At 74.2% G+C, this 13,407-nt stretch carries 8 protein-coding genes; 2 read left to right on the forward strand and 6 right to left on the reverse strand.

Features of this window, described 5'->3' with window-relative positions; all coding sequences use genetic code 11:
* Nucleotides 1–31 precede the first annotated feature (31 nt).
* Nucleotides 32–1,210: a beta-1,3-glucanase family protein gene (locus BKA18_RS07610; protein ID WP_366048302.1), complete on the reverse strand. Its 1,179-nt coding sequence runs from the start codon at nt 1,208–1,210 to the stop codon at nt 32–34.
* 240 nt (nt 1,211–1,450) lie between these two features.
* On the opposite strand from BKA18_RS07610, the gene BKA18_RS07615 reads away from it, so the two are divergent.
* Nucleotides 1,451–2,521 carry a LacI family DNA-binding transcriptional regulator gene (locus BKA18_RS07615; protein WP_366048303.1) on the forward strand — a complete coding sequence of 357 codons (1,071 nt, stop codon included), beginning with the start codon at nt 1,451–1,453 and terminating at the stop codon, nt 2,519–2,521.
* A gap of 228 nt (nt 2,522–2,749) precedes the next feature.
* Nucleotides 2,750–4,354 carry a PucR family transcriptional regulator gene (locus BKA18_RS07620; RefSeq protein ID WP_429638223.1) on the forward strand — a complete coding sequence of 535 codons (1,605 nt, stop codon included), beginning with the start codon at nt 2,750–2,752 and terminating at the stop codon, nt 4,352–4,354.
* 125 nt (nt 4,355–4,479) lie between these two features.
* Here BKA18_RS07620 and BKA18_RS07625 read toward each other — a convergent pair whose 3' ends face one another.
* The 5 genes from BKA18_RS07625 to recN form a co-directional block, all read right to left on the reverse strand.
* Nucleotides 4,480–5,643 (reverse strand): glycosyltransferase family 4 protein, encoded by a 1,164-nt coding sequence (locus tag BKA18_RS07625; RefSeq protein ID WP_366048305.1) that lies wholly within the window; start codon nt 5,641–5,643, stop codon nt 4,480–4,482.
* Between the two features lie 548 nt (nt 5,644–6,191).
* Nucleotides 6,192–6,983, reverse strand: a complete 792-nt coding sequence (locus BKA18_RS07630) for a hypothetical protein (RefSeq protein ID WP_366048306.1) — start codon at nt 6,981–6,983, stop codon at nt 6,192–6,194.
* Between the two features lie 87 nt (nt 6,984–7,070).
* Nucleotides 7,071–8,381 carry an LCP family protein gene (locus BKA18_RS07635; RefSeq protein ID WP_366048307.1) on the reverse strand — a complete coding sequence of 437 codons (1,311 nt, stop codon included), beginning with the start codon at nt 8,379–8,381 and terminating at the stop codon, nt 7,071–7,073.
* A 231-nt stretch (nt 8,382–8,612) separates the two neighbouring features.
* A complete protein-coding gene (locus BKA18_RS07640) occupies nt 8,613–10,709 on the reverse strand; it encodes a bifunctional polysaccharide deacetylase/glycosyltransferase family 2 protein (protein WP_366048308.1) in 2,097 nt (698 codons plus the stop codon).
* Nucleotides 10,710–11,215: 506 nt separating this feature from the next.
* Entirely contained in the window at nt 11,216–12,955 is a 1,740-nt protein-coding gene (gene recN / locus BKA18_RS07645; RefSeq protein WP_366048334.1) for a DNA repair protein RecN, read from the reverse strand.
* Nucleotides 12,956–13,407 lie beyond the last annotated feature (452 nt).

The raw sequence follows: 13,407 nt of genomic DNA on the forward strand, positions 1-13,407 counted from the left end.
GCCCGGTCTGCGGGTGGCACCCTTCTCCTTGTCAGAAGGGGGTCAGGGTGAGGGTGATCTCCGTCGGGGCGGGGTCCTCGATGTACGAGGCGAAGCCGCCGACGTCGTCGAAGGCGAAGCCGTAGGCCTTGCCGTCGCGGGTCGCGGCGTGCATGGCCTTGGCGTAGTGGTTGGTCAGGCGCTGCTGGTAGAAGGCGGCCGGGTCGGTGGTGGGCTGGCGCGCGTGGCCGGCGAGGGTGGAGCGGTTGAGGGCGGCGCCCAGGACGGCGGCGACCGGGCCGAGGACCCCGTCGTTGGGGGCGGCCAGGGTGCCGTCGCAGAAGAGGACGTCGCGGGTGGACGGCTTGCGGAAGGAGACCGTGCGGGGGCCGGTGAAGGTGAGGGTGCCGCCGCGGGTCCGGCCGGTGAAGGTGCCGGCGTCGGTGGTGACGGTCAGGTCCTTGTTCTCGTAGGCGGACCAGGCCTCGTCGATGGCCGGGGCGAGGTGGTCGGCGGCGAACAGGCCGCTGTCCAGGCCGTGTCCGGGGGCGATGACCCGCTTGTCGTCGATCACCAGCCGGTCGAAGCCCTCGGCCTGCCGGACCGCGGAGAAGACCGCGGCGCGGGCGCCGTCCTTGAGGGTGCCGGTGGTCTGCTGCCGCGCGCCGGTGAGCGTGATCGCGAGCGGGACGCTGAACATGTCGACCATGGTGGTGTTGCAGTACATCCCGCCGTTTTGGAAGGTGAACTCGGCGCAGTCGTGCACGACGCCATAGTTGGGGTCGCCTGAGACCCAGCCCGCCGGGTAGGCGAGCGCGGCCTTGCCGTTGCCGTCCTGGACCGCCTTGAACTTCAGCTTGCCGCCCAGCGCGGTGTAGATCCGGCCGGACATCGGGGGGAGCCGGAGGGTCGTGGTGCCGCTCGCGGCGAGCGGAATGGCGTAGTCGGTGAAGCCGTCCGGCCCGTTGTCGGCCAGGGCGACCGGCCGGAGTTCGCCGTCCGGGGTCACATGCACCTGCCGGGTGCCGTCGTTGCCGACGAGGTAGACCCATACCGAGGAGTTGGCGAAGGCGCCGGAGCGGTTGACGAGGTGCAGGGGGATGCCGGCGGCGGACGGGGCGGATGCGCCGGGCCGGGCGGGGGCGCCGAGGGCGCGGCCGGCCTGGGTGAGGCCGAGGGTGGTGGCGGCGCCGGCGGTGAGCCCGCCGAGCAGACGGCGACGGGTGATCACGAGACCACTCCTGGGCAGATAGGCATGCTCATGTCATTCTCTCCTCGGTGCAGTGGGGGTGGTGAGGAGTTCCGTGGGGCGGGAGCGTGGTGGGGAGTCCCGTGGCCGGTGGTCTCCACCCGCCGGCCGGGGCGTGGCGCAGCGTGAGCGCCCCGCGTGAGAGCGCTCTCACCTCCCGCCCAGTGAACCCTGCCGACCCGACGGCCACTCGTCAAGTCACCGCGTGATAAAAGGAGTTGGATGAGGTCTCAGCCGAACGGCCCCCGACCGACGCTGGAGGCGGTCGCGGCGCTCGCCGGGGTCTCGCGCGCCACGGCGTCCCGCGTGATCAACGGCGGCGCCGGCGTACGGCCCGCGGTCCGGGAGCGGGTGCACCGGGCGGTGGCCGAGCTGGGCTACGTACCGAACAGCGCGGCCCGCTCCTTGGTCACCCGCCGCACCGGAGCGGTCGCCGTGATCATCGCCGAGCCGGAGAGCCGGGTCTTCAGCGATCCGTTCTTCGGGCGCCAACTCCGCGGCATCAGCCGGGCGCTGGCCCGTGCCGACACCCAGCTGCTGCTGATGTTCGTCGAGGGCCGCGCTGACTACGACCGCATCGGCCGCTGGCTGTCGGCCGGGCACGTCGACGGGGCGCTGATGTTCTCCCTGCACCGTGACGACCCGCTGCCCGCCCTCGCCGAACGCGCCGGGCTGCCCACCGTCTACGGCGGCCGGCCCGACTGGGCGGGCGCGGACCGCACACCGCCGCCGCTGTACGTCGACACCGACAACCGCGGCGGCGCCCGCCAGGCCGTACGCCATCTCCTCGGCCGCGGCAGGCGCCGGATCGCGGTGATCACCGGACCGCTGGCCCAGGCCTCGGCCGTGGACCGTCTCGACGGCTACCGCGACGCGCTGGGCCCGGCGGAGCCGGATCCGCGGCTGATCGCGGACGGGGGGTTCACCGCGCACGGCGGCGAGCGGGCGATGGCCGAACTCCTTCGGGCCGCACCGGATCTGGACGCCGTCTTCGCCTGCTCCGATCTGATGGCGAACGGAGCGCTGCGCACGCTGCGGGCGCACGGGCGGCGGGTGCCGGACGAGGTGGCGGTGGTGGGCTTCGACGATCTGGAGCCGGCGGCCTGGGCCGATCCGCCGCTGACGACGGTGCGGCAGGACGTGGAGGAGATGGGGCGGCTGATGGCCCAGTTGCTGCTGCGGCTGCTGGACCGGGAGAAGGCGAGGGCGGAGGAGACGGCGGAGGGGCCGGGCCCGGCGGAGCCGGCGCCGATCATCACCGAGGCGCGGCTGGTGGTGCGGGAGTCGACGTGAGGAGCTGGGGCGGCGGCGGGACGGACTCGGCCGCGGCGGGCTCGGCGGCGGGACGACCTCGGCCGCGACGGACAGGCCCTGCGGGGCGGGCGCCGCGCCAGAACAGGCTCGGCGGCGGTCGGGCCGGGACACCACAATCCGCCGCCACACACCCGCACTGATCCGGACCGACCCCCTCCGGATAGCGGACTGCGGGTACCGTTCCTGGCCATGGGGCCGGAGGCGAAGATGGAGACCGAGATCACGGTGCGCAGGGCGCTGGAGCTGCCCGCGCTGCGCCGCGGCCTGCCGGAGGTGCTGGCCGGCGGAGACCGGCTGGACCGTGCGGTGCGCTGGGTGCATGCGGGCGAGGTCCCGCACATCGCGTCGCTGCTCAAGGGCGGCGAGCTGCTGCTGACCACCGGCCTGGGGCTGGGTGCCCGGCCCTCCGAGCAGCGCGCCTTCATCCGCAAGCTCGCGGACCGCGAGATCGCCGCACTCGTCGTGGAACTGGGTTCCCGCTTCGCCTCGCTGCCCGCCGCCCTGGTCGACGCCGCACGGGACTGCGGACTGCCGCTGATCCAGCTGCACCGTGAGGTCCCGTACGTCACGGTCACCGAGGCGATCCACACCGAGATCATCAACAGCCACTATGCGATGCTGCGGCGCGCCGACGAGGTCCTGCGGCGCTGCACCGACGTGCTGCTGCGCGGCGGCGGCGCCCCGGAGGTGCTGCGGCTGCTGGCCGGCTTCACCGGCAACCCGCTCTGCCTGGAGGCCCCCGACGGCAGCCCGCTGTACGCGGCCGGGCCGGAGGGCGACGACGGGCCCGCGGACGCCGACCCACTGCTGGCCTGGGAGGGGCTGCGCGACACCGGCGTACGCATCGACGTCCCCGGCGGCGGCCACGGCCCCGACGCGGTCCGGGCCCGTCTCGTCCTGCTGCCCGTCAACGCCCCGCTGGCTCCGGTGCACCGCATCGCCGCCGAGCGGGCCGCCGATCTCCTCGCCGTCGTCATGCTCCAGTCCCGTCAGGAGGAGGTGCTCGCCGCCCGGGGCCGCGGCGACTTCCTCGCCGATCTGGCGGAGGGCCGGATCACCGCGGCCGAGGCACCCGTCCAGGCCCGCCTGCTGGGCTTCCGCCCCGGTGCGGAACCCGTCCTCCCGGTGGTGATGCGGCTGCCGGCCGGTCTCCCCTCCCCCGGCAGCTGGGCGCTGCTCGCCCAGGCCCTGCGCGAGGAACTCGCCGCTCCCGGAGTGCCGGTGCTCCTCGGCGTACGCCCCGTGGAGGGCCGGGTCCCGGTGCTCGTCGCGCTGCGCGCGGGCCAGGACCGTGCGGCGCTCGCCGACCGGATCGCCGAGGCCCTGCACGCCGGAGTCGTCCGCGCCGGTCTCGACCGGCCGGCCGCGCACCGCCCGGTGATCGTCGTCGGCACACCGGGCGACTGGGCGGCCGCGGGCCCCGGCCTGCGGCACGCGGCGCAGGCGGCGGCCGCGGCCCAGGGCCTGCCGGCGGCGCCCTGGTACGACGCGCGCCGGCTGGACATCGAGCTGCTGCTGTGGCGGATGCGCGAACACGGCGAGCAGGGCGTCCTCACCGATTTCGTGGAGCGCGCCATCGGGCCGCTGCTCGCGCACGACCGGGGCGCGCGCCAGCCGCTGCTGCCGACGCTGGAGGCCTATCTGGCCAGCGCGGGCCGCAAGGCCGAGACCGCCCGCGATCTGAAGGTGAACCGGCAGACGCTGTACGACCGGCTGGCCCGCATCGCCCAGCTGCTCGGCACGGACCTGGACGATCCGCAGACGGTACTGGGCCTGCGGCTGGCTCTGCGCGCCAGACGCCATACGGACTAGGGGGTGACGGGCGGCGGCCTTGGGTCGGGGCCGGTGACCGTCTCGGCCGCCGTCCAGGCGAGCGAACCGGCGGCGGCGACGGCCGTGGCGGCGCCCGTGCGCCGGCCGCCGCACACAGGTCCTGGCTACACCGGCTGAACCGGCTCGGCCAACTCGTCGTAGACGCTGAGGACCTGGGCGACGGTGTCGTTCTCGCTGGGCCAGCCGGCCGCCTGGGCCCGGCCCGCTTCGGCGAGCGCCGCCCGCCGTGCCGGGTCGGCGAGCAGCGCGAGAACGGTACGGGCCAGGGCGGCGGCATCCCCGTAGGGGACCAGTTCCGCGGCCCGGCCGACCAGTTCGCGGGTGCCGCCGGTGTCGGTGGCGACCAGCGGCACCCCGGCGCGCAGCGCCTCCTGGGCGATCAGCGAGCGCGCTTCCCATCTGCTGGGCAGCACCACCAGGTCGGCCGCGGCGAGGAGTTCGGGCACGTCGTCGCGGCGGCCGAGCAGTTGGACGGGCAGCCGCTCGGTGTCGATCCGGCGCTGGAGCACGGCCCGCTGCTCGCCCTCCCCCGCGATGGCGACCAGCGGCTGCGGATCGAGCGAGCACCAGGCGTGTGCCGCGTCCAGCAACAGGTCATGGCCCTGGCTCGGATCCAGACGGCCGACCGCGAGCAGCAACGGGCGGTCCACCGCGCCCAGCTCGGCCCGCTCCTTGTGGCGCATCCGGTCCTCGTCCTCGGGCTCGGCCGGGGCACCGCCGGACCGGGGCCCCGGAATGGCGACCGGCGCCAGCCGGGCATCGCGGGCGCCCCGCTCTCGTGCCCGGTCCACCAGATCGGAACAGGCGCCCAGGACGACGGCGGCGGCCCGCGCCACCCGCCGCTCCATCAGATGCACCAGCCCGGCCCGCGCGCCCTCGGTGTGGGCCTTGGTGTGCCAGGTGATGACCAGGGGGACCCGCCCGCCGCCCCGGGGGCCGCGCAGTCCGCGCAACGCCATCGAGGCACGCATCCCCGCGCGCAGGCCGTGCGCATGGACGAGATCGGCATCCCAGCAGGCGCTGCGCAGCAGGGCCACGCTCGCCGGGTCCATCCGCGGCGGGACGTGCACGAAGCGGGCGCCCGCACCCGCGAAGTCGTAGGCCTGCTCGGCCTCCGGCGTGGCACAGACGGTCACCCGTACCCCGCGCGCGACCAGCCCTTCGGCCAGCGAGCGGACATGCGCGGCGCTGCCGGCGCTGCCGTGCCCCAGCACCTGGACCGTGCGCAGCGGCGACAGCCCGTGCGCCGAGGTCGGGGTGCTGATCACGTGATCGGGGCTCCTGGGTCGGGGCGGGACGGACCGTACCGGCGGGCCGGGTCCGATTGCTGGAGGTGCTGCGGCGCGCACCCCGCGACCGACCGCCTGCCCGCCCGGAGGACGGGCCGGACGCGGCGAGTCCGCCCGGGGTTGCGCACGCGCCCAGGATGCCAGCCCGGCGACGTCAATTCGGCACCGTCGGCCCGCCGTTCCGGTGGGAAGTCTCACCCCAGCGCCCACCAGATCACCCACATGGGCGACAAACCGCCCGCGCGTGTTAACGGTCCGTAGGGCGTGCCCACTCTCCGGAGTGCGCCTGCCACCACCCCGAGGGGCGCGTGCGCCGTTGGCCGGGGCGCGCCCGGAGGTTGTCCGGATCCGGGCGTACGGGAGGCGGGTTGCGGGGCGCGCCCCCACATCCCAGACATCGCGCCCACCCCGGACATGTGTCACATAGCCCGTACGGACGGCGATCCCGGACGCAACCGTCCCTCGGACGGGCGGCCTCACGCCCCGGCCTCCCGGCCTCTCGCCCCGGCCTCCCACCCCGGGCGGCCTCAGAGCGCCGCGGCCGCCCGGCTGATGCGGTCCCCCGCGGCCGCGGCGGCGATCAGCCCGGCAGCGTGCGCGGCCAGTCCGCGACGGCCGTTGCCCATGACGACGGCGAGGCCGAGCGCGGCACCGAGGGCATGCGCGCCGGCGTCCCCCAGCATCGTGCGCTCCCCCAGGTCGTCCGCGGCGACGGCCGCCACCGCCCCCAGGGGCGCGGCGGACAGCGGGCCCGCCGGTCCACGGCGCAGCAGCCCGGGCGCCCCGAGGGCCAGGACGGCGCCGGTCGCCCGGCCGGGCCGGACGTCGAGGAGGTTGACCAGATGGGCCGAGCCCGCGATCACCACGCCCGCCAGCAGCTTGTCGGCCGGGCGCGGCTTCAGCAGCGCGCCCGCCGCGAGCCCGGCGGCACCGATTCCGAACAGCTTCACGGCGCCGCTGGTGACCTCGCCGCCCCTCAGCGCCGAGAGGTGTGCCCGGAATCCGCGGCGGGGGTCGCCGGCCGCGCACATGTCGTCGTAGGCCCCGCAGGCCCCGGCGGTCAGCACCGCCAGCGCGGCGGCGGTGCGGGTCCGGGCGGACAGACCCGGTGCACCGGCGGCGGCGAGCGCGGTGCCGGTGACCGTCGCGAGTCCGGCATGCAGCTGCACGGTCCGGCCCGCATGGTTCGTGCGCTCCCACCGGGCGGCGCCGCCCGGTGGCCGCTTCCGCAGCGCCGTATAGGCGGCCCGGGTCGCCCCCGCCGCCCCCAGGAACGAAGAGATCCGCCCCAGCGCCCCGCCGCCTGCCGCCGTCACCACGTCACTCCCCTCGCCCCGCACCCTGCCGGGCTCAACTCCCGTCACCCTAGGGCGCGCCATGGGGGCCGACGTGCCGAGACAGCACACTCAGCCCTTCGCCCCGACCGTCACCGGCTGGTCGTTGTGCAGTTCCGCGAAGAGCTTCCTCGCCCGTGGCACGTCCCACTTCACGGCGCTGCCCTTGGGGGTCTGGAAAGCGAGGCTGGAGACGGGGACATGGAGGCGGGTGCCGTTGCCGGCGGAGACGCTCTTCATCGCTTCGAAGAGCGAAGTGAGGTTCCACAGGCTCATGTTCTTGTCGACGATGAGCGTGCCGAGGCCCGCGTTCATCGTGGGGTAGACCTTGGACGGGTTGAGCAGGATGCCGGGCGTGGCCGCCTTGTGGGAGAGCGCGGCCAGGAATTTCTGCTGGTTCTGGCCGCGACCGAGGTCGCCCTGGGCCTCTTGGTGGCGCTGGCGGACGAACGCGAGCGCGGCGCGGCCGTCGAGCGTATGGCAGCCCTTGGTGAGGTTTTCGCCGGACTTCTTGTCCTTGACGGCCTTGTCCAGGCACATCGGCACCCCGCCGACCGCGTCCACGATGCCGACGAAGCCCGCGAAGCCGATCTCCGTGTAATGCCCGATGTGCAGGCCCGTGTTGTGCTCGATGGTCCGTATGAGCAGCTCGGGACCGCCGCGCGAGAACGCCGCGTTGAGTTTGTCCTGCGACGCGGCGTAGTGCTTGCCGGTTTCGGGGCGGATGTACGGCGGGATGGTCACCCAGGAGTCACGCGGCAGGCTCATCATCGTGGTGCCGTGGGCGCCGGTGTGCAGCAGGATCATCGAGTCGGTGCGGCGGCCCGCGTCCGCCGAGCCGCCGGTGTGCAGGTCCTTCAACTGCTTTCCGGACAGGCCCTGGCGGCTGTCGGAGCCCACGATCAGATAGTTGGCGCCCTTGCCCGGTGACGGCCGGGCGGCGAGCTTGCCGAGGTCGACGTCGCGCTCGAGCTTGGTGTCGGCCCAGGTGTAGGTGCCGACGGAAGTGAGCAGGGTCACAACGATCAGGAGGCCCGCGAGCCGCAGGATCCGGCGGCGCCGGGTGGGGCGGGTGGCCGCGGGCCGGGTGCTTCTGCGCACGGGCCCACCGGGTCCGCCGGGTTCGCCGCGCGAGGGCGGCCCGCCGTACGAGCCGTCTCCGCCGGGCGGGAACGCCGGGTCGGCCACAGGAGCGCCGGTCGAGGCCGGGGCGGGCGCGGCATACGGGTCCTCGCCGCCCGGATGGCCGGACAGTGGTCTGGCGGTGGCCGGCTGCGGCGCGTACGGGGCGTGCTGCCATATCTGCCCCGTGACGGCGTGCGCCGGTTCCGCTGCGCCGCCGTATTGGTGGGTGTCGTGGGACCCGTCCAGCCAGTCATTCATGGGCGGACAGTCTGCATGCTCACGAGCCCTTCACCAAATGGTGCGCAATTCCGCACCAGAGGAGCGGTGTTGGGGGGAGGAAGACGGACTTCGTGCGTGGCGGGGTGTTTATGCGGCGGAGTCTTCGTGCGGTAACCGGCGTGCGTGAGAGGCCAGGTGGGCCGGCGGCTGCGGGCGCCCGGAGGCGGGGCGGGCGCCCTGTGACGGGGCCCGCCCCCCCAACCGGCTCGTTCACCTCGACGACACGCTCTGATAGGCCACCGGCTGCCCGATCTGCTGCGCGGCGGTCCCCGAGCGGTGCATCCGCTGCCACTTCAGGCGGGTGCCGAGCAGGAAGGCCACCACGGACTGGATGACGACGAGATACATCAACTGCCGGTAGACCAGGAGCTGGAACGGCATCGCCCACAGCGCCCGCATCTTCTCCCCGTCCAGGCGCAGCGCGTATGCCGCGCAGAGCAGTTGCACGAGCAGGAAGCCACCCCAGACGCCGGCCGACTGCCAAGGGCTGAGGAAGAGCACCCCGTACAGCGCGAAGATGTCGACGACCGGCGCGAACAGCGGCAGGGCGACCTGGAACAGGGCCAGATAGCTCAGCCCGCGGCGGCCGAAGCGCCCGGCCGGGCCCATTTGGAGGACGGCCCCGCGGTGCTTCCACATGGCCTGGATCGTGCCGTAGCACCAGCGGTAGCGCTGCCGCCACAACTGGCGCAGCGAGGTGGGCACCTCGGTCCAGGCGACGGCGGACTCCTCGTAGACCACCCGCCAGCCCGCCTGCCACAGGGCCATCGTCAGGTCGGTGTCCTCGGCGAGGGTGTCCTCGCTGACCCCGCCGATGCCCATCAGCGCGTCCCGGCGGAAGGCGCCGATGGCACCGGGGACGGTCGGCATGCACTCCAGCACCTCGAACATCCGGCGGTCGAGGTTGAACCCGAAGACGTACTCCAGGTGCTGCCATCTGCCCAGCAGGCGGCGCCGGTTGCCGACCTTGGTGTTGCCGCTGACCGCGCCGACGGCCGGGTGGGCGAGCGGCTGGACGAGGCGCTGGATGGCGTCCGGTTCGAAGACGGTGTCGGCGTCGACCATGACCACGATGTCGTACCGGGCGTGGGCCAGACCGGTGTTGAGGGCGGCCGCCTTGCCGGCGTTGGGCTGCCGGATCACCCGCACCCGGGGATCGTCGATCCAGGTCGCGAGGTCCGCCGTCCGGTCCGTCGACCCGTCGTCGATCACGATGACCTGCATCTGCCGGTGGGTCGAGGCGAGCAGCGAACGGACGGTGGACTCGATGCCCGCCTCTTCGTTGTAGGCGGGGACGAGGACCGTCACCGGGTCGGTGACCTCGCGCAGCCAGGGCGATCCGGGGCGGAATCGGGTCAGCCGCCGGACGTGGGCACGGGCGAGGAACGCCAGCATCGCCAGTCGCAGCAGCCCCAGCCCGCCCGCGACGGCGAGCACCCAGGCCATCCCGCTGACGAAGGCGTGCCCCAGGGCCTTGGCCCAGATCAGGCCGGTACCCGTCCAGCGCTCGACGGCGGAGACCGGCGCGTCGGGTGAGGGCTGCCGGACGCCCGCCGTCACGGTGGTGAACTTCGCGATCCTCGGGTTGTCGAGCAGCTCCTTGGTGCCCAGGTAGGCGAGGTCGTTCTGGCTGAACTGCCGGATCACGCCCCGCGACGGCTTGCGGTACCACTGGTCGGCGGCGACCAGGGTGTACCCCTGCGCGCCGGCCTTCTCGGCGGCCTTCCATTCGGGCCCGCACAGGGTGTCCACCGCGGTGGTCTGCGGCAGCCGGAGCAGCTTGGTGTGGATGCCCGCGCTGCCCGCCAGTGCCTTCTGGGTGAGCGACAGTTCCAGCGAGGCGCGCACCGGCGAGGACTCGCCCATGGCGGCGCCGGTGAAGGTGTTCGAGCCGATCTCATGGCCCTCGGCCCGGATCCGCCGCACCAGGTCCGGGTATTGGGCCGCCTGGGCACCATGGAGGAAGAACGTGGCATGGGCGTGGTATTTGCGCAGCAGGTCGAGCAGCCGGGGTGTCCATACGGGGTCGGGTCCGCCGTCGTAGGTGAGCGCCACCGTACGGGCCGGCACCGCGGACGAGACCACCTTGCCGCCGTCGAACCGCAGCACCGGGCCGCCCTTTTCGACGGACCTGGGCACGGGGGTGGTGCAGTCCTTGCGGGTCTTCGCGGCGTCGACCTCGTGGGTGGTCCAGCCCTCGAAGAGCAGGGCGCCGAACATCACCGGGAGGACCATGCACAGCAGCAGCCAGTGGCCGCGCGGGTCACGGGACTGCCGGTGCCGGGCACGGTGCGCGCGGCGCCTCACATCGCCCCCGGGACGCCGGAGGCAGGCGTCGCTGTGTCCCTTCTTCGGTCAACAAGGGTCTGGTACGGGGCATTTGCGGCGATGTCGAGCAGATTCCTCGGAGCCCTCGCGCGCCGGGGGGAAGCATCAACCCATGGTCGGTCATCGGATATTTTGCGCCGTTTTGCATACCGTCGGGCCTCACACATGGTGGGCGAGTGTACTCACGACGCCGTCTGGGTAGACACCGCGAATCATCAGCGCCCCGGCCGTGAGCAGGAGGTTTGTCACACCTGCGCAAGCGGCGGCGCAGCGGGAGCGGGGGGCCGCCGACGCGGCAGCGGGCGACCCGTGATCAACGCCACCCCGCAGGACGCCTCTCCGGCCGCCGTCGGCTCGCGGCCGTGGGTGCGCGTTCCCCTCCCTGTGGCGCAGAAGGCGTTCCGCCCGCGGCCGACGGCTCGGGCGGGGAGGAGACACTGCTCACATCTCGGGGGCCTGACGCACAACGCCCGGACGAAGCCGGCTCAGCTGCCCGTACGCGCCGTCTCCAGCAACTCCTCGGCGTGCGCGCGGGCCGTCTCGGAGTCCTCCTGGCCGGCCAGCATCCGGGAGAGTTCGCGGACCCGTTCCTCGCCCTCCAGGACGGTGACGCCGCTCCTGGTGACCGAGCCGTCGCTGGTCTTCGCCACCAGCAGCTGACGGTCCGCGAACGCCGCGACCTGCGGGAGGTGCGTGACCACCACGACCTGCGCCGACTTGGCGAGCCGGGCCAGCCGTCGGCCGACCTCGACCGCCGCCTTGCCGCCGACCCCGGCGTCGACCTCGTCGAAGAGGTACGTCGGGACGGGGTCGGAGCCGGCGAAGACCACCTCGACGGCGAGCATCACCCGGGAGAGCTCACCGCCGGACGCGCCCTTGGCGATCGGCCGGGGCGGTGCGCCCGGATGCGGCGCCAGGAGGAGTTCGACCTCGTCGGCACCGGCCGGTCCGTAGGCCACGGTGCGGCCGCCGACCTCGATGCCGTCGGCGTCGTCGGCGACCTCGGTCTGGCGGATCTCGACGGTCACCCGGGCGTGCGGCATGGCGAGTTCGGCGAGTTCGGCGGTGACCGCGTCGGCGAAACGTTCGGCCGAGGCGGTGCGGGCGTCGGTCAACGTCTGGGCCAGCTCGCCCAACTCCGTGCGCAGCGCGTCCCGCTCGGCGGTCAGCTCGCCGATCCGGTCGTCGTCGCCGTCCAGGTCCGCGAGCCGGGCGGCGCTCTCCTGGGACCAGGTGAGCACCGCGGCAATATCGTGGCCGGGGCCGTGGCCGTATTTGCGGATCAGGTGGTTCAGGGCGGCGCGGCGCTCCTCGACGGCGGCCAGCCGCAACGGGTCGGCGTCCAGACCGTCCGCGTAACTGGCCAGCTCGCCGGCCACGTCCGCCATCAGGATGCCGATCTCGCCGAGCCGCTCGGCGAGCGTGGCGAGTTCCTGGTCGTGGCTGCGGACGGCCTCCAGGGCGCGGTGGGCGCCGGCGACCAGGGTGGTGGCGTCGACGCCCTCGGGGTCCTCGGGGTTGCCGGCCAGCGCGGCGTGTGCGGCGGTCGCGGCCGAGGCCAGCGCCTCGGCATGACCGAGCCGCTCGGCCTCGGCGGCGAGTTCGGTGTCCTCGCCGGGCTGCGGTTCGGCCGCCGCGATCTCGTCGAGGCCGAAGCGCAGCAGATCGGCCTCCTGGGAACGTTCCCGGGCCCGCGTCGTCAGCTCGTCCAGCTCGGCGGCGACGGCACGCAGCCGGCGGTGGGCGGCGGTGTATTTGGCGAGCGGGACGGCGACCGCGTCCCCGGCGTAGCGGTCCAGGGCCTGGCGCTGCCGGGCCGGCCGCAGCAGGCCCTGCTGGTCGGTCTGGCCGTGCACGGCGACCAGGTCGTCGGCCAGCTCCGCCAGCAGGCCGACCGGTACGGAACGGCCGCCCACATGGGCGCGCGAGCGGCCCTCCGCGGAGAGGGTGCGGCTGATCAGCAGCGCCCCGTCGTCCAGCTCCGCGCCGGCCTCCTCGGCGCGTACCGCCGCGGGGGCGCGGGAGCCGACGCTGATCCGGCCTTCCACGACGGCCGACTTGGCGCCGATCCGCACCAGGGCGGCGTCGGCGCGCCCGCCGAGCAGCAGGCCGAGGCTGGTGACGACCATGGTCTTGCCCGCGCCCGTCTCGCCGGTCACCGCCGTGAAGCCCGGGGACAGCTCGACAACGGCATCGTCAATGACGCCCAGGGACCGGATCCGCATCTCCTCCAACACGGATACGACCTTACGAGGTCCGGGGGCCGCCCCGCGACGGCCTCCCCTCACTCCTGCCCCGGCCCTACGGAAAACCCCACCGCAAAGCGGGTGGATGCCTCATGGTGCGGGCCCCGGCCCGGCCGTCACGCTGAGCACGGTCCGGAACGAAGCCGGAACGAAAGGTGTGCTCATGTCGGGCAGATCGGTGCATACAGCGGATCGGTGCACACGGCGGTGTGCGGGCTCCGGCTCACGCCTGGGGAGCGGCGATGACGCCGTGCGCCGCGGCCGCGAGCGGGCGGGCGGGGTCGAGCCGGGTCCGGCCGCCCGAGCCACGGCGGTGGGCGGCCGTCCCCCGCCGCCGGTCCCCCGGCCATGAGCACCGCCGAGCGCCGTCGCGTGACGGCGCCGCCCCACTCTGCCGCCGTCCGCGGCCCGACCCCACCCTGAGGTACCTG

The organism is Streptomyces auratus, from assembly GCF_050433025.1.
GTDB classification, from domain to species: domain Bacteria; phylum Actinomycetota; class Actinomycetes; order Streptomycetales; family Streptomycetaceae; genus Streptomyces; species Streptomyces sioyaensis.

What these genes read in the sequence shown, in the direction of transcription:
- BKA18_RS07615 (WP_366048303.1), top strand. Translation starts at nt 1,451, where the DNA reads ATGAGGTCTCAGCCGAACGGCCCCCGACCGACGCTGGAGGCGGTCGCG.
- BKA18_RS07620 (WP_429638223.1), top strand. Translation starts at nt 2,750, where the DNA reads ATGGAGACCGAGATCACGGTGCGCAGGGCGCTGGAGCTGCCCGCGCTG.
- BKA18_RS07635 (WP_366048307.1), bottom strand. Translation starts at nt 8,381, where the DNA reads ATGAATGACTGGCTGGACGGGTCCCACGACACCCACCAATACGGCGGC.
- recN (WP_366048334.1), bottom strand. Translation starts at nt 12,955, where the DNA reads ATGCGGATCCGGTCCCTGGGCGTCATTGACGATGCCGTTGTCGAGCTG.